The sequence below is a fragment of the Pseudomonas sp. NPDC089396 genome, assembly GCF_044749545.1.
GTDB lineage: Bacteria > Pseudomonadota > Gammaproteobacteria > Pseudomonadales > Pseudomonadaceae > Aquipseudomonas.
The window spans coordinates 88844-110692 of record NZ_JBIVIC010000002.1 but is presented as its reverse complement, the minus strand read 5'-3'; the positions used below and the strand labels follow the sequence as shown (position 1 = coordinate 110692).

The window sequence follows — 21849 nt, the reverse complement described above, 5'->3', positions numbered from 1 at the left end:
TTGAAAAACTCGCGCAGTTTCTGGGTTACGGGGGCCACCAACGGACTGGGTATGGCTTTGCTGGACGGATTGCTCGAACAAGGGCACCGGGTGGCCGCCAGCGGCAAGGACGACAAGGCACTGGAGGCTTTGGCGTCGCGCCATGGAAGCAGGCTGTTGCAGTTGCCCTGGCAATTGCATGACGAAGAGCAGGCTGCCAGTGCCTGCCAACAGCTATGCGACGCTTGGGGAGCACTGGATGGTCTGATTATCAATGCAGGCACCTCTGACTACCTGACTGACGATGTGCCGGACAGCGAATTGTTCGAAAGCATCGTCAGCACCAATCAATTGGCCGGCGAACATTGCCTGGCCAAGGTCTTGCCACTGTTGGCGAAAGGCAACGCCCCGCAGGTGATGGCCATCTTCAACCGCTATTCGGCTTTGCAGTTGTATTCACCGACGCAGGTGACCGCGGGCTGGAACACAATGCCCCAGTGGTTGCGCGAGGAGCGCGACGAGCTGACGAAACGGGGTATTACTTTGACGGTGGTAGCCCCGCAGTCACTCAAGACACCGGTGACATCGGTGCAGGCCGCGCCCGATGCCTGGACCCCGCAGAGTGCCGCAGAGGAACTGCTGCGGCGCTTGCCATTGCGAGAGCCTGAACTGGTGCTGGAAGTGTTGGACTTGAGTGGCCTATGGCCGTTGTCGCGCTGACACCGCTTTTTCACATCGCAAAGCGTTGCACACTGCCGGCGCCCTGCCACAGCACAGGGAGGATCTTGCTCAGTAATTGCGGATCGCCGCTGGTCCAGAAGGCGGCCTCGCGCACAGGGCCGTCGGACAACAGGCTGCGCGCCGCCAGCAAGCGTTGCAGCTGGCGCGCCACGGCCGCGCCGGTGTCGATGATGGCCACGTCAGCAGGCACCATCGTGGCCAGCAGCGGGCGCAGGAAGGGGTAATGGGTACAGCCGAGGATCAGCGTGTCACAACCTGCAGCCAGCAGCGGTTGTACATAGCCCAGCAGCAGCTGGCGCAATGGCTCGCTGCCCAGGTCGCCGGTCTCGATCCGCTCGACCAACCCAGGGCAAGGTTGCGTGACCACCCGCACATCGTTGGCGAAGCGGTCGAGCAAGGCGGCAAATTTGGCACTCTGCAAGGTACCGGTCGTAGCCAGCACCCCCACCACCCCGGAACGGGTGGCTGCAGCAGCAGGCTTGACCGCCGGCTCCATCCCCACCAGCGGCCAATCGGGGTACAGCTCGCGCAGGTCGGCAACCGCCGCCACGGTCGCGGTATTGCACGCCAGCACCATTGCCTTGGCACCTTGCGCCTGGAAGAACTCGGCAATGTGCCGAAGGCGCTGGCGAATATAGTCCGGGGTTTTCTCGCCATACGGCACATGGCCGCTGTCGGCCACGTAGAACAGCGATTCGTTGGGCAACAGCCGCTGGATCTCGGCGAGGACCGACAAACCGCCGACCCCCGAATCCATCACGCCGATCGGCGCTGAACGCTCAGCCATCGCGCTTGCCGCACACGGCGCAGGCCGGATCACGCTTGACCCGCAGCTCGCGCAGGCGGGTGCCGAGGGCATCGATCAGCAGCAGGCGGCCCACCAGCGGCTCGCCGAAACCGGCCAGCAACTTCATCGCCTCCAGCGCCTGCAGGCTGCCAACCAGCCCTACCAGCGGGCCAATCACGCCGGCTTCGCTGCAAGTCAGTTCGGCCTCGCTGCCGTGGCCATACAAGCAGTGGTAACAGGGGCTGTAGTCGCGCCGCGGGTCGAACACCGACAACTGCCCTTCGAGGCGGATCGCCGCGCCGCTGACCAGCGGTTTGCCCATGGCGAAGCACGCTGCATTGACCGCCTCGCGGGTAGAAAAATTGTCGGAGCAGTCCAGCACCAGGTCGACCGCCGCCACGGCGGCGGCCAGGGAATCTTCGTCCAGTGCCTGGCGGTGAGAGACCAGGCCGATCTCGGGGTTGATCGCCTGCAGGCGCTGCACAGCCGAGTCCACCTTGCTCATGCCAACGCTATCGCTGTCGTGAATCACCTGGCGCTGCAGGTTGGTGAGGTCGACGGTATCGAAATCGGCCAGGTGCAATTCGCCAACCCCTGCCGCGGCAAGGTACAGCGCCACCGGCGAGCCGAGGCCACCCAGGCCGACGATCAACGCCTTGCTGCGTTTGAGCCGCAACTGCCCATCGATGTCCACCTGCGCCAGCAGGATTTGCCGGCTGTAACGCAACAGTTCCTGATCGGTCAGCATGGCAAACGCCCCAAGGAAATACGTTCATGGCCACCAAGGTCCTTGCGGCTGGCAACCTCGATGAAACCCTGCGCGGTCAGCAGTTCACGCACTGCCGCTGCCTGGTCGTAACCATGTTCGAGCAGCAACCAGCCCCCTGGCAACAGGTACTGTGGTGCCTGGCTGACGATCGTTCGCAGGTCGTCCAGGCCATCGGCACCCGCCACCAGCGCACTGCTGGGTTCGAAGCGTACATCACCCGCGACAAGGTGCGGATCTTCGGCGGCAATGTAGGGCGGGTTGCTGAGAATGAGGTCGAAACGCTGGCCGGCCAGGTTGTCGAACCAGTGGCTGGCCAGCACCTGAACATTGCCCAGGCCCAGGCGCTGCCGATTGCGCTCGGCCAGGGCCACCGCCTCCTCCACCCGGTCCACCGCAGTGACCTGCCAGGCCGGGCGATCATTGGCCAGGGCCAGGGCAATGGCACCGGTTCCGGTGCCCAGGTCGAGGACCTTCGACGGCGTCGCCGGCTGCAACTCAAGGGCCGCTTCGACCAGCAGCTCGGTGTCCGGCCGCGGAATCAGCGTGTGCGGCGCTACTTCCAGGTCTAGCTTCCAGAAACCCTGCTGACCCAGGATGTAGGCGACCGGCTCACCGCCACGGCGCCGCTGCAGGTAGCCGGCGTAGGTCGCGGCATCCTCACTGCTGACGATGCGCTCGGGCCAGGTGTGCAGGTAGCTGCGCGACTTGCCGATGGCCGCGGCCAGCAACAGTTCCGCGTCCAGGCGCTCGGTAGGCGAGTCGGGCAATTGCGCGTTGCGCAGCAGGCTGGCAATGATGGTCATCAGTCCCCCAGGGCGGCCAATTGGTCGGCCTGGTATTCGGCCAGCAAAGGTTCGATCACGGCGTCCACGCCACCGGCGAGGATGTCGTCGAGGGAGTACAGGGTCAGGTTGATGCGGTGATCGGTGACCCGGCCCTGTGGATAGTTGTAGGTGCGAATGCGCTCGGAGCGGTCGCCGGAGCCCACCAGGAGCTTGCGCTCGCTGGCGATGGCGTTCTGTGCAGCACTGGTCTGCATGTCATTGAGCTTGGCCGACAGCCAGGACATGGCACGCGCACGGTTCTTGTGCTGCGAGCGCTCTTCCTGGCACTCGACCACGATGCCGGTGGGCAGGTGGGTAATGCGGATCGCCGAGTCGGTCTTGTTGACGTGCTGACCGCCAGCACCGGAGGCGCGGTAGGTGTCCACGCGCAGGTCGGCCGGGTTGATCTCGATCGCTACCTGCTCGTCGGGCTCCGGCAGTACCGCCACGGTGCACGCCGAGGTGTGGATGCGGCCCTGGGACTCGGTCTCTGGTACACGTTGCACGCGGTGCGCGCCGGACTCGAACTTGAGCTTGCCGTACACACTGTCGCCTTCGACGCGGGCGATGACCTCCTTGTAGCCGCCATGCTCGCCTTCGTTCTCCGACAGGATCTCCAGGCGCCAGCCACGCCGCTCGGCGTAACGCGAGTACATGCGGAACAGGTCGCCCGAGAAGATGGCTGCCTCGTCGCCACCGGTGCCGGCGCGGATTTCCAGGAACACGTTGCGACCGTCGTTGGGGTCCTTGGGCAGCAACATGCGCTGCAGCTGCGACTCCAGGCCGACCAGCTGTTCCTTGGCATCGCGTACTTCTTCCACGGCCATTTCACGCAGGTCGGGGTCGGCGTCCTTGAGCAGCGCCTGGGCGCCCTCGAGGTCGTCCTGCACCTTGCGCCAGTCTTGATAGGCGGCGATCACCGGCTCCACTTCGGCGTATTCGCGGGAATAGGCGCGAAAGCGGGTCTGGTCGGATATGACTTCGGCGTCACCAAGCAGCGCGGTGAGTTCCTCGAAGCGGTCCTGGAGCGTGTCCAGTTTGTTCAGCAGCGACGCTTTCATTGCGGGGTTTTGTCCGTCGAGCCCTCATTGAGGGCAAAGAGTTCCTGGGCCATGGCCAGCGCATCGAGGCGGCCCTCGGCCGAGAGCTTTTTCAGTTGCACGCTGGGCGCGTGCAGGAGTTTGTTGGTCAGCCCACGGGCCAGTTGGGCCAGTACATCCTCGGGGTTGCCGCCGTTGGCCAGCAGGCGCTGGGCCTTTTGCAGTTCTTCGTCGCGCAGACGCTCGCTCTGCTGGCGGTAGGCGCGCAGCACGTCCACCGCAGCCAGCTCGCGCAGGCGCAGCATGAAGTCCTCGGCGCCCACCGAGACCAACTCCTCGGCAGCCTGGGCCGCGCCTTGGCGGCTCTTGAGGTTTTCCGCGACCACTTCGTGCAGGTCGTCGACGGTATACAGGTAGACGTCGTCGAGTTCACCCACTTCCGGCTCGATGTCGCGCGGCACGGCGATATCGACCATGAAGATCGGCTTGTGCCGGCGCTGCTTCAGCGCGCTCTCCACGGCGCCCTTGCCAAGGATCGGCAACTGGCTGGCGGTGGAGCTGATGACGATGTCGCTGTGCGCCAGCTCCTGGGGGATATCGGCCAGCAACACGGCGTGGGCACCGAACTGCGCGGCGAGGGTACTGGCCCGCTCCAGCGTGCGGTTGGCCACGACGATACGGCGCACGCCCTGCTCATGCAGGTGGCGGGCAACCAGCGTGATGGTTTCACCCGCACCGATCAGCAGCGCCTGGCTACGGCCCAGGTCGCTGAAGATCTGCTTGGCCAGGCTGACCGCGGCGAAGGCCACCGACACCGGGTTCTCGCCGATCGCGGTATCGGTACGCACCTGTTTGGCGGCACTGAAGGTCGCCTGGAACAGGCGCCCGAGCAGCGGGCCGATGGTACCGGCCTCGCGCGCCACGGCGTAGGCCGACTTCATCTGGCCGAGGATCTGCGGCTCGCCGAGCACCAGCGAGTCCAGGCCCGAGGCCACCCGCATCATGTGCCGGACGGCGTCGTGTTCCTCGTGGATGTAGGCACTGGCGCGCAGTTCATCCAGGCTCAGCCGGTGGTATTCGGCCAGCCACTTCAGAACGGCGTCGGCAGACAGGTGGTCCTGCTCTATATAGAGCTCGCTACGGTTGCAGGTGGACAGGATCGCCGCCTCGCGGCTGGCGGTCAGTCGGCAGAGCTGCTGCAGGGCGTCGACCAGCTGCTCTGGGGTAAACGCCACGCGCTCGCGTACGTCTACCGAGGCAGTCTTATGGTTGATACCAAGTGCAAGAAAGGCCATGCAAGGTCGCTGGTTGTGACGGGAAGCCGATAATTGTCCTCTTTCGCAGGTTTTAGAACAACCACCGTTCGCTATTGGAGTGATGGCAGGCTGCGCCCTGCCGGCAGATGCCCGTGTGGAGGTCCTCGCCCTGAGGGCAAAAGTCCCTGTGGGAGCCGGCTTGCCGGCGATGCAGGCACCGCGAATGCCTGGCACCGGCTTCACCGGTGATCGCCGGCAAGCCGGCTCCCACAAAAGTCGCTTTGATCCACCGAGCCATGTATGCGTCAGTCAGCGCTGGGCTGACCGCCGAAAGCCGTTTAACAATTAAACAAAGCCTCGAAACTTTTCCTACATAAAGTGAGTGTCAATAACATATTTCGACACATCCGCACGGACTTATTACATCAACTTGTAGTCCTTTTCCGAAATTGCACCCCAGCCATTGCATTACCCAGTATCAATGCCTAGCCTTGCCATCACTGCCCGGAGCAAGTTCCCACCCGCATATACAAAATTCTCACACCCAATGATTACCAAGGAGCGGTACGCATGGCTTTTGACGCTTACATAAAAATCGACGAAATCCCCGGCGAAGCCCTGGACGAGAAATACAACAAATGGATCGAAGTCACGGGCTATGACTTCGGTGTCAGCCAAAGCACTTCCGCCACTGCAAGTTCAGCCGGTGGTGCGACATCGGGTCGTACTGCCGTAAGCAACTTCACGTTCACCAAGTTCCTCGACAGTGCCAGCTGCAAACTGATGGAAGCCAGCTGTGCAGGCCAGCATCTCAAGGAAGTCAGACTTGCGCTCTGCCGCGCGGGCGGAGACAAGCTCAAGTATTACGAGATTGTCCTCGAAGAAGTGATCATTGCCGATTACACCCAGAGTGCAGCCGATGGCGTTCCGATCGAAGTGGTTCAGCTCGACTACGGCAGGATCAAGACCACTTATACCCAGCAGAAACGTATCGACGGCAGCGGCGGCGGCAACATCGCCGGCGGCTGGGACCGGATCGGCAACAAGAAGTACGCGTGAGGGTATCGCCATGTCCCAAGCTCGCGCCTATATCAATCCCAGGATGCAGAACTACCACACGCTCAAGGCTGGCCTTGCCCTGACGGGGCACGCTGCCAGCAAGTTCGATGTGCTGAATTCGCATATCTACAACTCAGTGGTGAAAAGTGGCGAACTGGTCGTCATGGGTGATTGGTCTACACCCTCATGCACCAGCCATGAAGCCTTCCTGATGGCGAAAGCCTCCATCACGCACATCGGCCTGATGCGCAGCGGCCAGGGTGCTGACGAATTCTTTCTGGAGAATTTCGAACTGCTCAAGAGGCTACTGGCCCACGCTTCGATGGGCGCGGGCGTAATCAGCGATGCATGGGGCAAGCATCTGAGGGCCATTCAGGACACGCTGCTGGAAATTGAACAGCTGCATAAGGAGTACCTTGGCACAGGTACGCTCAAGGCGCGTGACCAGTTTTATGCGAGGCGAGCTGCGCTGTTCGTGAAGCTAGAAGAACAATTGAGCAGGCTGGCAGCTTTCGGGGCCGGCCTGCGAAATAAAGAGTCGGTCAAAAGGGCGCTGGCGATTTCCACGAAAAGTTATCTGCATACCGGCGAGATTGCAGGGTATGCCGATAAGGTTGCAGGAGTCGCAAAGGCCGCCAATCTGATCAAGAAAGGTACCTATATTGGCATAGCGCTTGAGGTTGCGGCTACCGGACTAGAAATCCAGAAGGCATGCACATTAGGACGCGAGGAGGCCTGTAGAAAAGCAAAATACATCGAGGGTGCATCATTAGCGGGAAGCCTTGCTGGTACTGCTGGCGGGGCAACCATAGGCAGCTACGCTCTTGGGCAGCTATGCCTCGCCATCGGCCTCCCAAGCGGCGGGATGGGAACATTGGCATGCGCAGTCATTGGGGGTGCAGCAGGAGGGATGGTAGCTGGAGAATACGCCAAGGGACAGGCGACAAAATTTGGAGACTTTTTGTACGAGGCGTTTGATAAATGACAAGCTCGCCGTGGATGTTCATTTCATTTTTTATGTTGATCTCACTAATGATCAGTCTTGTGGCGCTCATTTACATCGCCTGCCGACATGTCGAAACCATTGAGTCTCAGCTAATTAATTGCAAGTTTGTGCAAGGAAACCGTTCGATGTACTCCACTGCAGGAATTCTCGGCAAGATGATGAGACTCTGCGGGATCGCCGGGATGCTCTCGACCCCAAATTTTTATATACGCCGAAACTTGGCAGACCCCATTGACATCCAAAGCATCCCGCAGAAAACCAGGCGCCTGCTTCTGTTTTTCTGGTATTACCTGATACTCTCCGTTTCATCACTAATCATCTACGAAGGTTTCACAAGGTATTTTGAGCGAGGTTAACTCAAGAGATAAAGGCGAGGCGAGCGTGTTAAAAGTGGAGCTAGTACCCTCGCCCAAACTGCAGCAGAGACAGCCGACATTCAGCGCCTCAATATCTGCTCAGAGCGTATTCGGCCCGACTTTCAAAGCCCTCAGACTCAGTGCACAGCCTGCTTTCACATATTCAACCTGAGCAGTAACCGCATCCTTGACAATGGCCTCACCCAGATCAGTGAGTTCTTGCTTCTTGATATGCTCGACACTCAGATGCAGCATATGCATGGCTAGATCCATGGCCTTCTGAAACGCCAGTCATGTGGTGTGTTCCTCCCACCGCCTCGGCAGATCCCTCAGAACCTCCGCCCCCCGCCATGGTCCGACCCATACAGCCCCACGCTGTAAACCTCGACCTTCGCAGGTGGGTTTGCCCCCGCGCTTGTGTCATCATGCTCCGACCGCCGGTAAGTCCTTCTAAGCCTTTATATGAACAGACCCTACGCATTGCTGCTTGCCTTCGCCCTGCTCCAGGGCTGCCAGAGCCTGGCCCCGCAAAATGCCGAGCCGCCCGTTGCCGAGGCCGGCAAAGACGCGGCGCAAAAGCCCGTGGCGTATGGGTCGTTCACGCAAGACACGCTGTACAGCCTGCTGGTGGCTGAACTGGCCGGGCAACGCAACCGCTTCGACATCGCCTTGGCCAACTACACCGACCAGGCCGCCAAGACCCAGGACCCCGGCATTTCCGAGCGCGCCTACCGCATCGCCGAATACCTCGGTGCCGACGAGCCGGCCCTCGACAACGCACTGGTCTGGGCCCGCAACGACCCGCAGAACCTCGACGCCCAGCGCGCCGCCGCCATTCAGCTGGCGCGTGTCGGCCGCTACGACGACTCCATGACTTATATGGAGAAGGTACTGCAGGGCAAAGGCGACACCCACTTCGACTTCCTTGCCCTGTCGGCCGCAGAAACCGACCAGGGCACCCGCGATGGTCTGATGCAGAGCTTCGACCGCCTGCTGGTCAAGTACCCGGACAACAGTCAGCTGGTGTTTGGCAAGGCCTTGCTGCTCAACCAGGACGGCAAGACCGAAGAGGCGCTCGAACTGCTTGAGGCGCACCCGACACAAGATAGCGAAATCGCTCCGATCCTGCTCCGCGCCCGCCTGCTCCAGGCCCTTGACCGCGGCCCGGAAGCCCTGCCGCTGCTGCGTGGGGCGATTCGCGACAATCCGGATGACAAACGCCTGCGCCTGACCTATGCGCGCACCCTGGTCGAACAGGACCGTATCGCCGACGCCAAGGGCGAATTCATCAGCCTGGTCCAGCAATACCCCGATGACGATGAGCTGCGCTACTCCCTGGCTCTGGTGTGCCTGGAGAACAAGGACTGGGACGAGGCCGAAAGCTACCTGCGCGAAATGATCGAACGCGACAGCAATGTCGATGCCGCGCACCTGAACCTGGGCCGCATCGCCGAAGAACGCCATGACCCGGCGGGCGCCCTGCGCGAGTATGCGCAAGTCGGCCCCGGCCCCGATTACCTGCCGGCGCAATTGCGCCAGGCCGATATTCTCATCGCCAACGGCCGTGGCAGCGAAGCCTCGCGCCAACTTGCCGCGGCCCGTGAAGCGCAGCCGGACATCGCCGTCCAGCTGTACCTGATCGAGTCGGAAAGCTACAGCAACAACAACAAGGACGCCCAGGCCAACCAGGTGCTGCAACAAGCCCTCCAGCACTACCCGGACGACCTCAACCTGCTTTACACCCGCGCCATGCTGGCGGAAAAACGCAACGACCTGGCGCAGATGGAAAAAGACCTGCGCGCCATCATTGCCCGCGAGCCGGAAAACGCCATGGCCCTGAACGCCCTGGGCTACACCTTGGCCGACCGCACCACCCGCTATAGCGAAGCCAAGGCGCTGATCGACAAGGCCCACCAGCTGACCCCCGACGACCCGGCCGTGCTCGACAGCCTGGGCTGGGTCGCCTACCGCCTGGGCAACCTCGATGAAGCCGAACGCTACCTGCGCCAGGCGCTGGAGCGCTTCCCCGACCATGAAGTGGCTGCCCACCTGGGTGAAGTCCTGTGGGCCAACGGCAAGCGCCGCGAAGCGCGTCAGGTCTGGGCCAAGGCCTTCGAAACCCAGCCCGACAGCCCTATCCTGCGCAAGACCGTTTTGCGCCTGACCGGATCCGAGACTCTCTAACGCCATGTTCTTGCGCCATTGCATCACCTTTACCCTGATTGCCCTGCTGGCCGGCTGCGCCGGCTTCGGTAGCCGCGAAGCCCTGCAGGGCCAAGGCGACCCACAGCAGTGGCGCGCTCATAAAGCGCAGCTGAGCACCCTTGATGGCTGGCAGATCAACGGCAAGGTCGGCATCCGTGCCCCGCGCGATTCCGGCAGCGGCACGCTGTTCTGGCTGCAGCGTCAGGACTACTACGACATCCGCCTGGCCGGCCCACTGGGCCGTGGCGCCGCACGCCTGACCGGTCGCCCTGGCGGCGTGGTGCTGGAAGTGGCCAACCAGGGCCGCTACCAGGCAGAAAGCCCCGAAGCCCTGCTGGAAGAGCAGCTTGGCTGGCAACTGCCGGTTTCGCACCTGGTCTGGTGGGTGCGCGGCCTGCCCGCCCCCGACAGCAAGAGCAAGCTGACCCTGGACGGCGACAGCCGCCTGGCCAGCCTCGACCAGGATGGCTGGCAGGTGCAGTACCTGAGCTACACCGAGCAGAACGGCTACTGGCTGCCCGATCGCCTGAAACTGCACGGCAAGAACCTGGACGTGACCCTGGTGGTCAAGGACTGGCAGCCGCGCCAGCTGGGGCACTGATCGATGCACAAGATCACCCTGCCCGCCCCGGCCAAGCTCAACCTGTGGCTGCACATCATCGGTCGCCGTCCCGACGGCTACCACGAGCTGGAAACCGTATTCCAATTCCTCGACCACGGCGACGAGCTGACCTTCGCCCGGCGTGACGACGGTGTGATCCGCCTGCACACCGAGATCGCCGCAGTGCCCCACGACAGCAACCTGATCGTGCGCGCCGCGCGCAAGCTGCAGGAGCAATCCGGCACCGGCCTGGGCGCCGACATCTGGCTGAACAAGGTACTGCCCATGGGTGGCGGTATCGGGGGTGGCAGTTCGGATGCCGCCACCACCCTGCTGGCTCTGGCTCATCTGTGGCAACTGGACTGGGACGAAGACCGCCTCGCCGGCCTGGGCCTGACCCTGGGCGCCGACGTTCCAGTGTTCGTGCGGGGCCACGCCGCGTTCGCCCAAGGCGTGGGCGAGCAACTGACCCCGGTCGACCCGGAGGAACCCTGGTATGTCGTGCTGGTGCCGCAAGTGTCTGTCAGCACTGTAGAAATTTTTTCACATCCGCTGTTGACACGTGATTCCCTCCCCCTTAAGATGCGCCCCGTTCCCGAGGGAAACAGTCGAAATGACTGCCAACCGGTGGTAGAGCAGAGTTACCCAGAAGTTCGCAATGCGTTGAATTCATTGGGTAAATTCACAAAGGCTCGACTGACCGGCACTGGAAGTTGTGTGTTTGGGGCCTTCCCAAGCAAAGCCGAAGCTGATAAAGTTCTGGCCCTTCTTTCAGAGACCCAAACAGGGTTTGTGGCGAAAGGAAGCAATGTTTCGATGTTGCATCGTGAGCTACAGAGTCTGATCAAGAAGTCGAGTGCCTAGCGCTCGCAGCAACAGATACAGGGGCGTCGCCAAGCGGTAAGGCAGCAGGTTTTGATCCTGCCATGCGTTGGTTCGAATCCAGCCGCCCCTGCCATTTTCCTTATACTCATCCAGGTATACCCTCAGCCTTCAGGTACTGCGCGTGTCCAAGATGATGGTCTTTACGGGGAACGCTAACCCCGATCTGGCTCGGCGTGTCGTACGTCAGCTGCATATTCCACTGGGTGATGTTTCTGTCGGTAAGTTCTCCGACGGCGAAATCAGTGCTGAGATCAATGAAAATGTCCGTGGTAAGGACGTCTTCATCATCCAGCCAACCTGTGCCCCTACCAACGACAATCTGATGGAACTGGTCGTGATGGCTGATGCCTTCCGCCGCTCCTCTGCGTCGCGAATCACTGCTGTGATTCCTTACTTCGGATACGCCCGCCAGGACCGCCGTCCGCGTTCGGCACGTGTAGCCATCAGCGCCAAAGTTGTCGCTGACATGCTCACTGTCGTGGGTATCGACCGTGTACTCACCGTCGACCTGCACGCTGACCAGATCCAGGGCTTCTTCGATATCCCCGTCGACAACATCTACGGCTCGCCCGTACTGGTCGACGACATCGAAGACCAGCGTTTCGAGAACCTGATGATCGTCTCCCCGGACATCGGTGGTGTCGTGCGTGCACGTGCCGTCGCCAAGTCCCTGGGTGTCGACCTGGGTATCATCGACAAACGCCGCGAAAAGGCCAATCACTCCGAAGTGATGCACATCATCGGTGATGTCGAAGGGCGCACTTGCATCCTGGTAGACGACATGGTCGATACCGCCGGCACCCTGTGCCACGCGGCCAAGGCCCTGAAAGAACACGGCGCTGCCAAGGTTTACGCCTACTGCACGCACCCTGTCCTGTCGGGCCGCGCGATCGAGAATATCGAGAAGTCGGTACTGGACGAGCTGGTGGTGACCAACACCGTCCCGCTGTCCGCCGCTGCTCAAGCCTGTGACCGTATCCGCCAGCTGGATATCGCACCGGTTGTCGCTGAAGCGGTACGCCGCATCAGCAATGAAGAATCGATCAGTGCGATGTTCCGCTAAGCGGAACAGGTATTGATGTGAAGCGCCCCGCCCCAGCATTCGTTGGGGCGGGGCTTTTTTGCCATCCCCGTTGGCGCTGGTCGCAAACGCCCTCGGGGGGCTATTTTGGAGAAACAAAATGACTGATTTCATTCTGAACGCCCAAGCGCGTACTGACCTGGGGAAAGGTGCGAGCCGCCGCCTGCGTCACTCCGCCAACATCCCAGCCGTTGTATACGGTGGCGATAAAGAAGCTCAATCCCTGACCATCGTGGCCAAGGAAATCGCCAAGCTGTTCGAAAACGAAGCTGCCTTCAGCCACGTTATCGAGCTGAACGTCGACGGTGCCAAGCAGAACGTCGTCGTCAAGGCCATGCAGCGTCACCCAGCCAAAGGCTTCATCATGCACGCCGACTTCGTTCGCGTCGTTGCTGGCCAGAAGCTGACCGCCAAGGTTCCAGTTCACTTCGTTGGCGAAGAAGCCCCGATCAAGAAAGGCGGCGAAATCTCGCACGTTGTTTCCGAGATCGAAGTTTCCTGCGAAGCCAAAGACCTGCCTGAGTTCATCGAAGTCGACCTGGCCAACGCCGAAATCGGCAGCATCATCCACCTGTCGGACCTGAAAGCTCCGAAAGGCGTAGAGTTCGTCGCTCTGGCCCACGGTGATGACAAAGCTGTTGCCAACGTTCACGCGCCACGCGTTGCTCCAGAAGCTGAAGCAGGCGCCGCTGAGTAATCCACTCGCGCGCCGGTGTTGATCGGGTTACAGTGCCGCGCACCGTAACCCACCAACTCCAAGGAAGAGCCCCTACGTGACCGCCATCCAGTTGATCGTCGGCCTGGGTAACCCCGGCCCCGAATACGAACAGACCCGGCATAACGCAGGGGCTCTTTTCGTTGAACGCATTGCCAGCGCCCAGCGCGTTTCATTGACCGCTGACCGCAAGTATTTCGGCCTGACGGCTAAATTCAGCCATCAGGGCAACGACGTTCGTCTGCTCATCCCCACCACCTACATGAACCGTAGCGGCCAGTCCGTGGCGGCCTTGGCCAATTTCTTCCGCATCAAGCCGGAAGCAATCCTGGTGGCGCATGACGAACTCGACCTGCCTCCAGGCGTCGCCAAGCTCAAGCGCGGCGGTGGCCATGGTGGGCACAACGGCCTGCGCGACATCATCGCGCAGCTCGGCAACCAGAACGACTTCCACCGCCTGCGGCTTGGCATCGGCCACCCGGGTGACGCCAAACTGGTCTCCAACTTCGTCCTGGGCCGCGCGCCGCGCGCCGAGCAGGAGAAGCTCGACGCCAGCATCGATTTTGCCCTCGGCGTGCTGCCGGACGTGCTCGCTGGCGACTTTGCCAAGGCGATGCGCGAGCTGCACAGCCAGAAGGCCTGATTTCCTAGAGAGGGGAATACCCATGGGTTTCAATTGCGGCATCGTCGGCCTGCCCAACGTCGGCAAGTCCACCCTGTTCAACGCCCTGACCAAGTCTGGCATTGCGGCGGAGAACTTCCCCTTCTGCACCATCGAGCCGAACAGCGGCATCGTGCCGATGCCCGACGCGCGCCTGGCGGCGCTGGCGGAAATCGTCAAGCCCAACCGCATCCTGCCGACCACCATGGAGTTCGTCGACATCGCCGGCCTGGTAGCCGGTGCCTCGAAGGGTGAAGGCCTGGGCAACAAGTTCCTCGCCAACATCCGCGAGACCGACGCCATCGCCCACGTAGTGCGCTGCTTCGAAGACGAGAACGTGATTCACGTTTCCAACAGCGTCGACCCCAAGCGCGACATCGAGATCATCGACCTGGAGCTGATCTTCGCTGACCTCGACAGCTGCGAGAAGCAACTGCAGAAGGTCACCCGCAACGCCAAGGGCGGCGACAAGGAAGCCCTGGCGCAGAAGGCCATCCTGGAAAAACTGATCCCGCACTTCACCGAGGGCAAGCCGGCGCGCAGCCTGATGAAGAACATGGCTGACGACGAAAAGGCCGTCATCCGTGGCTTCCACCTGCTGACCAGCAAGCCGGTGATGTACATCGCCAACGTCGCCGAAGACGGCTTCGACAACAACCCGCACCTGGACGTGGTCAAGGCCATCGCCGAGGAAGAAGGCGCGGTCGTGGTACCGGTGTGCAACAAGATCGAAGCCGAAATCGCCGAGCTCGATGACGGCGAAGAAAAAGACATGTTCCTCGAGGCCCTGGGCCTGGAAGAGCCTGGCCTGAACCGCGTGATTCGCGCCGGTTACGAACTGCTCAACCTGCAGACCTACTTCACTGCCGGCGTGCAGGAAGTGCGTGCCTGGACCGTCCGCGTCGGCGCTACCGCGCCGCAGGCCGCTGGCGTGATCCACACCGACTTCGAAAAGGGCTTCATCCGCGCCGAAGTGGTGGCCTATGACGACTTCATCCAGTTCAAGGGTGAAGGCGGTGCCAAGGAAGCCGGCAAGTGGCGCCTGGAAGGCAAGGACTACATCGTTAAAGACGGCGATGTGATGCACTTCCGCTTCAACGTATAACGCAACATCAGCGGCGCCCCGATTGCCGGCGAGCCGGCTCCCACAGGTAAAAACACTGACTTCAAGAACAGTGGGGTACCTGTGGGAGCCGGCTTGCCGGCGATCGGGGCGCCGCCGTTTCAGCCCTGGAAAAGCACTTGCTGCTTCCCTGAGCCAAGGCTCAGAATGGCTCGACGCGGTTCATGCGTCCTCTGTCCGGAGCCTCGACCATGCATGGAACGCCTCCCCGCCCTCGCTTCGACTGGAAGCGCTGGCTCCCCGGCCTGGCCACGCTGCTGCACTATCAAGCGGCCTGGCTGCCCAAGGACATCGCTGCCGGCCTGGTGCTGACCACCATGCTGGTGCCTGTCGGCATCGCCTACGCCGAAGCATCCGGGGTACCGGGCATCTATGGCCTGTACGCCACCATCATCCCCCTGCTCGCCTACGCCCTGTTCGGCCCCAGTCGAATCCTCGTGCTCGGCCCGGACTCGGCACTGGCTGCACCCATCCTCGCGGTGGTGGTGCAGTACGCGGCAAGCGACCCACAACGGGCAATCGCCATCGCCAGCATGATGGCCCTGGTGGCCGGTGCTTTCTGTGTGATCGCCGGGTTACTGCGCCTGGGCTTCATCACCGAACTGCTGTCCAAACCGATCCGCTATGGCTACATGAACGGCATCGCCCTGACGGTGCTGATCAGCCAGTTGCCGAAGCTGTTCGGCCTTTCGTTCGACAGCCAGGGGCCAGTGCGCGACCTGTGGACACTGGCCCAGGCGTTGCTGGCTGGCCAGGGTCACTGGCCCAGTTTTGCCATCGGTGCCGGCAGCCTCGCGCTGATCCTGCTGCTAAAGCCTTTCAAGCGCCTGCCGGGCATTCTCATCGCCGTGGTGCTGGCAACGCTGGCGGTAAGCCTGTTCAAGCTCGACCAGCTGGGCGTCAAGGTGCTCGGCGAGCTGCCTCAGGGCCTGCCGAGCTTCGTGTTCCCTTGGGTAAGCGACATCGACCTGGTCGAAGTACTGCTGGGCGGGATCGCCGTGGCCCTGGTGTCGTTCGCCGACACCAGCGTGCTGTCGCGCACCTACGCCGCACGCCTGAAAACCCCAGTCGATCCGAATCAGGAGATGTTCGGCCTGGGCGTGGCGAACCTGGCCGCCGGCTTGTTCCAGGGCATCCCCATCAGCAGCAGCTCGTCGCGTACGCCGGTGGCTGAAGCGGCAGGCTCGAAAACCCAGCTCACCGGCATCATTGGTGCACTGGCGGTCACCCTGCTGCTGCTGGTGGCGCCCAACCTGATGCAGCACCTGCCCAACAGTGCCTTGGCCGCCGTGGTGATTGCCGCAGCCCTGGGGCTGTTCGAGTTCGCCGACCTCAAGCGCATCTTCCGCATGCAGCAATGGGAGTTCTGGCTATCGTTCACCTGCTTCGTCGGGGTCGCGGTGTTCGGCGCCATCCCCGGCATCTGCATTGCCGTGGCGATCTCGGTGATCGAGTTCCTCTGGGACGGTTGGCGCCCGCACTACGCGGTGCTCGGCCGGGTCGACGGCACCCGTGGCTACCATGATGTGCAACGCTATCCACAGGCCCGGCGAATCCCGGGCTTTGTGCTGCTGCGCTGGGACGCGCCGCTGTTCTTCGCCAACGCCGAGCAGTTCCAGCACACGGTGCTCGCTGCCGTGGATGAATCCCCTACCCCCGTGCAGCGGTTGGTGATCGCGGCGGAGCCGGTGACCAGCATCGACGTCACTTCCGCAGACATGCTCGCCGAGCTGGACCGGGCGCTGGAAGCGCGGGGGGTGGAGCTGCAGTTTGCCGAGATGAAGGACCCGGTGAAGGACAAGATGAAACGCTTTGGCTTGTTCCAGCACATGGGCGAGAACGCCTTTCACCCAACGGTCGGGGCTGCAGTGGATGCCTACCTTGCAGACAGCGGCGTCGACTGGCAGCCCTAGGTAGCCAGTCCCGGCCCTATCGCCGGCAAGCCGGCTCCCACATTTCAAAGCCTGTGGTGTGCCTGTGGGAGCCGGCTTGCCGGCGATAGGGCCGGTACCGACAACTAGGCAGCCCGAACCCGGCGCCGATCAATCCAGGTCAACATGGCACTGGCATACAGCGACACCGCCAGGAACAGCGCCATGCGCACGGCAAAGGCGCCATACACATCCTGGCCGTTGGCGCTGTCCTGCACCGACTGGCCAAGCAGGATCAGCATGGTGGTCAGGCAGCTGACCCAGTAGCCCGGGCTGTGCCGGGTCAACACCACGCGGTAGAGCCGGCGCGCCTGCCAAAGGGTGAACAGCAGCACCCACAGGAAAAACATCCACAGGTGCGCGAACAGGCTCAACGCCCCCCACATCAGAATGGCCAGCACTCCGGCCAGCAAGGTCGAGCCGATCAGCTCGCGGCTGGCGTGCCGGGCGCGGGTTTCCTCGGCCTGCTGGCCCAGGCTCACCGACTTCATGATCAGCGGCATGAACTGATCCGGGGCAATCATTGCCAGCAGGAACGCCGGCATCACGATCAACGTGGCGCGCAAGGCGACCCAGCTGACCGCCTCGGGGGGAAGCAATGGCGGCGAGGGTTGCGCAGGCGCATCGGCAGGCTCGGGGAACAGCACATGGGCCACGGCAGTCGCCAGCGTCGCCAGCATCATGCCCTTGGCCAAGGCCTCGACCACCGAAAGCGCCAGGGTGAAATCGCTGGTGCCGGCCGCGGCAATCATGGTCAAGCCGATCACCAACAAGTTGGCCAGCAAGCCATTACCGCCCTTGAGCGCGTAACGCAGCACCAGGAACACCCCGACGCCGACCAGCAGTACCCCGCTCAACGGGGCATGACGCAACAGCGGAATCAACAACAGACCACTGCCGCAACTGAGCAGCACCAGCACCGCCAGCGCCGGTGCGGCGCGCACCGGCAGCGGCGCGCTGCGCATGGCCAGCAGCAATACCGCGAACACCGGCGCCAGGATCGGCACCGGCAGCCCCAGGCCAAAGCTCGCCGCCAGGCACAGCGCTACACCCCAGGCCAGGCGCAAGGCCCGCAGGCGGCGCAACTCAATAGGCATAGGCCAACCAGCTCATCAGCCACATGAACATCCGGCCCAACAGGTTCAACGGGTTGCCCTCGCCGGGCAAGGCCATGACTTCGGCCTGGCCGCCCACACGCAACCCGGACCTGTCCTGCAACTGGTCGGCGTCGAGTTCGACGATCACCGGGAAGCGTTGCGCCGAGCGCAGCCACTCTCGGCTGTTCTGCACCGTTGGCAGGCTGCCAGGGGGCGCAGCCTGGCCGACGCTCACGCCATAGCCGATGCTGCGGATCCGCCCCTTCAGCACCTCACCGGGCATGGCATCGAGGATCACCAGTACCGGCACACCAGGGCGCAGTCGACCCAGGTTGTTCTCGGTCATGTCGGCACTGATCCACACATCATGGATGGCGATCAGGGTCATCATCGGCGTACCGGCGCCGACATAATGGCCAACGTCGGTACGCAGGTCAGTGATCAGCCCGTTGGCGTCGGCGCGCACGACCGTGCGGGCGAGGTCCAGGCGGGCTTTTTCCACGTTCGCTGCCGCACTGCGCAACTGCGCGTTGTCGGCGTCGTCCCCCCCTTGCTGCTCACGTGCCCGTGCCACTTCGGCGCGAGCCGCCGCCACCTTGCTGATGGCCTGGTCACGGGTGGCCTGCGCCCCTTCCAGACGGCGTACCGACACCGTGCCCGGGTCTTCTTCGATCAGCCGCTTGAGCCGCTCGGCATCCTGGCGCGCCTTGCGCTCGTTGGCCTGCGCCGCCACCAGCGAGGCCTTGGCCGAATCGATGCCTGCCGTACTGGCGCCCACCTGCCGCCTTACGGTATCGAGGTCGGCCTCGGCACGGGCCAGGGCGATGCGGTACTGGTCCTGATCCAGCTCGAACAGTACATCGCCCCGACGCACTTCCTGGTTGTTGCCCACCGCCACACGCTTGACCTGCCCTGCCACTTCGGGCGCCACCGGGACCACGTAGGCCTGCAGGCGAGCCTGCTGGGTGTAGGGCGTGAAACGGTCGGCGAGCAGGTACCAGACCAGGCTCACGACAATCAACAACAGCACCCAGTGAATGCCGCGATCGGGTGCCTGTGCCTCTGCAGCGGACACATTCTTTACTTCGCTCATTGCGTTCCACCCTGTTCAGGTTCGTCGAGCAGATCGCCCCAGTCGGTACGTTGCTGCATCTGCTGACGCGTTTCGCGGTCGATGGGCGCGTGCTGGGCATCCCAGCCCCCGCCCAACGCCTTGTACAAATTCACCAGGCTGCTGACTGCGTTGCCCCGACTGACCAGGTAGCCATCCTGCTGCTGCAGCAACAATTGCTGGGCATCGAGCACACGCTGGAAGTCGGCGAAACCTTCGCGGTATTGCGAGCTGGCCAGGTTCAGTGAGCGCTGGGCAGCCTCGGAAGCGTCGTGCCGGATAGTGGCACTTTGCAGCGAGCGCACCAGGCCACTGGCGGCATCGTCGGCCTCGCGCGCCGCTTCGCGCACGCCCTGGTGGTACAGCTCGATCAGTTGCTGCAGGCGCGCATCTTCCACGCGCACGGCGTTCTTGCGTCGGCCGTAGTCGAACGGGTTCCAGATCATGCTTGGCCCGGCGGCGATGTCGAAACTGTTGGGCAGGTTATTGGCCGAAAGGAAACTCCAGCCAATGCTGCCGAGCAGGCTCAGCTGTGGATAAAGGTCCGCTTCGGCGACACCGACCAAGGCCGATTGCGCCGCCACTGCCTGCTCGGCCGCGCGCACATCCGGGCGGCGCAGCAACAGGTTGGCAGGCACGTCCTGCAGCAATGCCCGGTCGGGCATCGGCAACTGGCCGTGGCGCGCCTGCAACTCCGGGAACGGCCCAGGTGCCCGGCCAAGCAGGGAACTGAGCACATTGCGCAAGGCATTGAGCTGATTTTCGAACTCGGGGATGGTGGCCTGGGTTGCAAGGTACTGAGTGCGCGCCTGTTGCCAGTCGAGCTCATCGTTCTCGCCGTGGCGGAACAGCCGCTCGGTGATTTCCAGGCTACGGGCCTGGCGCTTGGCGTTCTCTTCGGCAATGGCCAGCCGTGCTTCGGTGGTGCGCACGGCGAAGTAGGTATCGGCCACTTGGGCGCGCAGCAGCACCATGACGTCGGCGTAGTTGGCCTGGGAGGCGAAGTAGGCAGCGTCGGCGCTTTCGATGGCGCGGCTGAAGCGGCCCCAGAAGTCGATCTCCCAACCGATGTCGAAGCCTACGCTGGACTGCCAGAACACCGAATCGCGGGCGCTGGACGCGCCCGACTGGTCCTGCTTGAGGTACAAGCTTTGCGCACGCATCTGCTGCAGCTGTGGATAACGCCCGGTCTGGACGATCGACAACTGCGCGCGCGCCTCGGCAATGCGCAGGCCTGCGACCCGCAGGTTGGTGTTGTGCGCGTCGGCTTCGGCAATCAGTGCATCCAGGGTCGGGTCGGCGAACACCGCCCACCACTGTTGCAGGTCGGGCGTCGCCGCGCGCTGCCCGGCCTGTTCCAGCACCGGTGTGTTCCAGTCGGCCAACCAAGCGTCTTTCGGCGCCTGGAAGTCCGGGCCGACCTGGGTGCAGCCTGCCAGCAGGGCGAGCAGGCTAACGGCGTTACAGGCAAAAGGCCATTTGATGCAGTGTCTCACGCGTCCGGCTCAACAGGGGTTTCCGGCACTTGCAGGGCGACCCATTGCCAGAACAGCACGTAGGTCACGCCGAGAATCACCGGGCCGATGAACAGGCCGATGATGCCCTTGACCACCATGCCGCCCAAGGCACCGATCAGCACCACCGGCATCGGCACATCCACCCCGCGCCCCAGCAGCAGCGGCTTGAGCACGTTGTCGGCGAGACCGGCAACGAAGGTGTAGACGGCGAAGATGATGGTCGCGGCGGTGAAACCGTCGGCATGGAAGACATACAGGATCACCGGCAGCGTGATCAAGGTCGCCGGGGCCTGGGCAATCCCCAGCATGAGCACGGCGATGGCCAGCATCCCTGCCCCTGGTACGCCCTTGACCACGAAGCCGACGCCAATCAGCAGCATCTGGATGAAGGCGATGCCGATCACCCCTTGGGCCACTGCGCGAATGGTCGCGGTGCACAGTCTGGCGATCGGCTTGCCACGCTCCTCACCGGAAACGCGCATGGCAATACGCTGCGCCGCGATCTCGCCGCGCTCGCCAAAGGCCATGATGACCCCGGAGATGATGACCGCCGCGATGAACAGCAGGAAGGCACCGCCCGCACTGGCAGCCGCGCCCAGCATGCCCAGGCCGGCGCCCTTGAGGTAAGGCATCATGTTGTTCAGCACCGGCGCCAGGCTTTCGGAGGCCGACAACCACAAGGCATGCACCTTAGGCCCGATCAGCGGCCAGCTGGCAACCGAGTCAGGCGGTGTCGGCACGCTCCAGGCGCCGCTCTTGAGCAGGGTCACCATGCTTTCCACCGACTCGCTGATGGACACCACCACCAGGTAGATCGGTACCAGCAGCACGACCAGCATCAACAGCACCACCAGGGTCGCGGAAAAACCGTCCTTGAGGCCCGTGCCGCGTCTGATCCGCTGCTGCAGCGGGTACAGCGTGACCGCAAGGATCACCGCCCACAGCATCAGCTCCAGAAAGGGCTGGAACACCTGGAAGGAGAAGATCACCAGCGCGGCAATCAACCCGGCCTTGATCAGCACATCAAGCAAACCCCGTGACAGGGCGCTGTCCAACTTCAAACCTTGTTGCATTGTTCAATCTCCGAACATTCAGGACGCCATAG

Annotated in this window: 21 protein-coding genes and 1 tRNA gene; 12 read left to right on the top strand and 10 right to left on the bottom strand. The window is 62.8% G+C overall.

Annotated features, from left to right (window positions below):
- A complete protein-coding gene (locus ACIPZB_RS03540; RefSeq protein WP_400639021.1) occupies positions 1-699 on the top strand; it encodes an SDR family oxidoreductase in 699 nt (232 codons plus the stop codon).
- A 10-nt stretch (positions 700-709) separates the two neighbouring features.
- Here ACIPZB_RS03540 and murI read toward each other — a convergent pair whose 3' ends face one another.
- From murI to hemA, 5 genes are read right to left on the bottom strand one after another with little or no spacing between them, the layout of a single operon-like run.
- Entirely contained in the window at positions 710-1507 is a 798-nt protein-coding gene (gene murI, locus ACIPZB_RS03535; protein ID WP_400639020.1) for a glutamate racemase, read from the bottom strand.
- Positions 1500-2255: a molybdopterin-synthase adenylyltransferase MoeB gene (locus ACIPZB_RS03530; RefSeq protein ID WP_400639019.1), complete on the bottom strand. Its 756-nt coding sequence runs from the start codon at positions 2253-2255 to the stop codon at positions 1500-1502. Before ACIPZB_RS03530 ends, murI begins: the two co-directional genes overlap by 8 nt.
- Entirely contained in the window at positions 2249-3079 is an 831-nt protein-coding gene (gene prmC, locus ACIPZB_RS03525; RefSeq protein ID WP_400639018.1) for a peptide chain release factor N(5)-glutamine methyltransferase, read from the bottom strand. The genes ACIPZB_RS03530 and prmC overlap by 7 nt, the downstream gene beginning before the upstream one ends.
- On the bottom strand, positions 3079-4161 hold the full coding sequence (prfA, locus tag ACIPZB_RS03520; RefSeq protein ID WP_008099067.1) for a peptide chain release factor 1: 1083 nt from the start codon (positions 4159-4161) through the stop codon (positions 3079-3081). The genes prmC and prfA overlap by 1 nt, the downstream gene beginning before the upstream one ends.
- Positions 4158-5435, bottom strand: coding sequence for a glutamyl-tRNA reductase (gene hemA / locus ACIPZB_RS03515; protein ID WP_400639017.1), 1278 nt, complete (start codon positions 5433-5435; stop codon positions 4158-4160). Before hemA ends, prfA begins: the two co-directional genes overlap by 4 nt.
- 531 nt (positions 5436-5966) lie before the next feature.
- Between hemA and ACIPZB_RS03510 the strand changes: the two genes are divergently transcribed.
- Complete coding sequence (locus ACIPZB_RS03510) at positions 5967-6455, top strand: Hcp family type VI secretion system effector (protein WP_400639016.1); 489 nt, start codon at positions 5967-5969, stop codon at positions 6453-6455.
- 10 nt (positions 6456-6465) lie between these two features.
- A complete protein-coding gene (locus tag ACIPZB_RS03505) occupies positions 6466-7440 on the top strand; it encodes a hypothetical protein (RefSeq protein WP_400639015.1) in 975 nt (324 codons plus the stop codon).
- Between the two features lie 476 nt (positions 7441-7916).
- Here the strand turns inward: ACIPZB_RS03505 and ACIPZB_RS03500 are convergent, their stop codons facing one another.
- Positions 7917-8078 carry a hypothetical protein gene (locus ACIPZB_RS03500; protein ID WP_400639014.1) on the bottom strand — a complete coding sequence of 54 codons (162 nt, stop codon included), beginning with the start codon at positions 8076-8078 and terminating at the stop codon, positions 7917-7919.
- Between the two features lie 201 nt (positions 8079-8279).
- Here ACIPZB_RS03500 and ACIPZB_RS03495 point away from each other — a divergent pair, with 201 nt between their 5' ends.
- The 9 genes from ACIPZB_RS03495 to ACIPZB_RS03455 all read left to right on the top strand — a co-directional run bounded on the left by ACIPZB_RS03495 (position 8280) and on the right by ACIPZB_RS03455 (position 17001).
- On the top strand, positions 8280-10001 hold the full coding sequence (locus ACIPZB_RS03495; RefSeq protein ID WP_400639013.1) for a tetratricopeptide repeat protein: 1722 nt from the start codon (positions 8280-8282) through the stop codon (positions 9999-10001).
- A 4-nt stretch (positions 10002-10005) separates the two neighbouring features.
- Positions 10006-10623 carry a lipoprotein insertase outer membrane protein LolB gene (gene lolB, locus ACIPZB_RS03490; protein WP_400639012.1) on the top strand — a complete coding sequence of 206 codons (618 nt, stop codon included), beginning with the start codon at positions 10006-10008 and terminating at the stop codon, positions 10621-10623.
- A 3-nt stretch (positions 10624-10626) separates the two neighbouring features.
- A complete protein-coding gene (gene ispE / locus ACIPZB_RS03485; RefSeq protein WP_400639011.1) occupies positions 10627-11487 on the top strand; it encodes a 4-(cytidine 5'-diphospho)-2-C-methyl-D-erythritol kinase in 861 nt (286 codons plus the stop codon).
- 19 nt (positions 11488-11506) lie between these two features.
- Positions 11507-11581 (top strand) — tRNA-Gln (locus tag ACIPZB_RS03480).
- A 48-nt stretch (positions 11582-11629) separates the two neighbouring features.
- Positions 11630-12571, top strand: a complete 942-nt coding sequence (locus tag ACIPZB_RS03475) for a ribose-phosphate pyrophosphokinase (protein ID WP_016391678.1) — start codon at positions 11630-11632, stop codon at positions 12569-12571.
- A 118-nt stretch (positions 12572-12689) separates the two neighbouring features.
- Complete coding sequence (locus ACIPZB_RS03470) at positions 12690-13286, top strand: 50S ribosomal protein L25/general stress protein Ctc (protein WP_400639010.1); 597 nt, start codon at positions 12690-12692, stop codon at positions 13284-13286.
- A gap of 76 nt (positions 13287-13362) precedes the next feature.
- Positions 13363-13947: an aminoacyl-tRNA hydrolase gene (pth, locus tag ACIPZB_RS03465; RefSeq protein ID WP_008099045.1), complete on the top strand. Its 585-nt coding sequence runs from the start codon at positions 13363-13365 to the stop codon at positions 13945-13947.
- 22 nt (positions 13948-13969) lie between these two features.
- Positions 13970-15070: a redox-regulated ATPase YchF gene (gene ychF / locus ACIPZB_RS03460; protein WP_008099042.1), complete on the top strand. Its 1101-nt coding sequence runs from the start codon at positions 13970-13972 to the stop codon at positions 15068-15070.
- A 209-nt stretch (positions 15071-15279) separates the two neighbouring features.
- A complete protein-coding gene (locus ACIPZB_RS03455; protein ID WP_400639009.1) occupies positions 15280-17001 on the top strand; it encodes a SulP family inorganic anion transporter in 1722 nt (573 codons plus the stop codon).
- Between the two features lie 104 nt (positions 17002-17105).
- Here the strand turns inward: ACIPZB_RS03455 and ACIPZB_RS03450 are convergent, their stop codons facing one another.
- From ACIPZB_RS03450 to ACIPZB_RS03435, 4 genes are read right to left on the bottom strand one after another with little or no spacing between them, the layout of a single operon-like run.
- Positions 17106-18116 (bottom strand): DUF2955 domain-containing protein, encoded by a 1011-nt coding sequence (locus ACIPZB_RS03450; RefSeq protein ID WP_400639008.1) that lies wholly within the window; start codon positions 18114-18116, stop codon positions 17106-17108.
- Entirely contained in the window at positions 18106-19209 is a 1104-nt protein-coding gene (locus ACIPZB_RS03445) for an HlyD family secretion protein (protein WP_400639007.1), read from the bottom strand. Before ACIPZB_RS03445 ends, ACIPZB_RS03450 begins: the two co-directional genes overlap by 11 nt.
- The gene (locus ACIPZB_RS03440; protein WP_400639006.1) at positions 19206-20723 is read right to left on the bottom strand and encodes an efflux transporter outer membrane subunit; all 1518 of its coding nucleotides are present in this window, start codon (positions 20721-20723) and stop codon (positions 19206-19208) included. The genes ACIPZB_RS03445 and ACIPZB_RS03440 overlap by 4 nt, the downstream gene beginning before the upstream one ends.
- Complete coding sequence (locus ACIPZB_RS03435) at positions 20720-21817, bottom strand: AI-2E family transporter (RefSeq protein ID WP_400639005.1); 1098 nt, start codon at positions 21815-21817, stop codon at positions 20720-20722. The genes ACIPZB_RS03440 and ACIPZB_RS03435 overlap by 4 nt, the downstream gene beginning before the upstream one ends.
- Between the last annotated feature and the right edge of the window lie 32 nt (positions 21818-21849).

Excerpts from the sequence above, each read along its gene's own strand:
- murI (WP_400639020.1), bottom strand. The coding sequence starts at position 1,507 with ATGGCTGAGCGTTCAGCGCCGATCGGCGTGATGGATTCGGGGGTCGGC.
- ACIPZB_RS03530 (WP_400639019.1), bottom strand. The coding sequence starts at position 2,255 with ATGCTGACCGATCAGGAACTGTTGCGTTACAGCCGGCAAATCCTGCTG.
- prmC (WP_400639018.1), bottom strand. The coding sequence starts at position 3,079 with ATGACCATCATTGCCAGCCTGCTGCGCAACGCGCAATTGCCCGACTCG.
- prfA (WP_008099067.1), bottom strand. The coding sequence starts at position 4,161 with ATGAAAGCGTCGCTGCTGAACAAACTGGACACGCTCCAGGACCGCTTC.
- hemA (WP_400639017.1), bottom strand. The coding sequence starts at position 5,435 with ATGGCCTTTCTTGCACTTGGTATCAACCATAAGACTGCCTCGGTAGAC.
- ACIPZB_RS03510 (WP_400639016.1), top strand. The coding sequence starts at position 5,967 with ATGGCTTTTGACGCTTACATAAAAATCGACGAAATCCCCGGCGAAGCC.
- ACIPZB_RS03505 (WP_400639015.1), top strand. The coding sequence starts at position 6,466 with ATGTCCCAAGCTCGCGCCTATATCAATCCCAGGATGCAGAACTACCAC.
- ACIPZB_RS03500 (WP_400639014.1), bottom strand. The coding sequence starts at position 8,078 with ATGCATATGCTGCATCTGAGTGTCGAGCATATCAAGAAGCAAGAACTC.
- ACIPZB_RS03495 (WP_400639013.1), top strand. The coding sequence starts at position 8,280 with ATGAACAGACCCTACGCATTGCTGCTTGCCTTCGCCCTGCTCCAGGGC.
- lolB (WP_400639012.1), top strand. The coding sequence starts at position 10,006 with ATGTTCTTGCGCCATTGCATCACCTTTACCCTGATTGCCCTGCTGGCC.
- ispE (WP_400639011.1), top strand. The coding sequence starts at position 10,627 with ATGCACAAGATCACCCTGCCCGCCCCGGCCAAGCTCAACCTGTGGCTG.
- ACIPZB_RS03470 (WP_400639010.1), top strand. The coding sequence starts at position 12,690 with ATGACTGATTTCATTCTGAACGCCCAAGCGCGTACTGACCTGGGGAAA.
- ychF (WP_008099042.1), top strand. The coding sequence starts at position 13,970 with ATGGGTTTCAATTGCGGCATCGTCGGCCTGCCCAACGTCGGCAAGTCC.
- ACIPZB_RS03455 (WP_400639009.1), top strand. The coding sequence starts at position 15,280 with ATGCATGGAACGCCTCCCCGCCCTCGCTTCGACTGGAAGCGCTGGCTC.
- ACIPZB_RS03450 (WP_400639008.1), bottom strand. The coding sequence starts at position 18,116 with ATGCCTATTGAGTTGCGCCGCCTGCGGGCCTTGCGCCTGGCCTGGGGT.
- ACIPZB_RS03445 (WP_400639007.1), bottom strand. The coding sequence starts at position 19,209 with ATGAGCGAAGTAAAGAATGTGTCCGCTGCAGAGGCACAGGCACCCGAT.
- ACIPZB_RS03435 (WP_400639005.1), bottom strand. The coding sequence starts at position 21,817 with ATGCAACAAGGTTTGAAGTTGGACAGCGCCCTGTCACGGGGTTTGCTT.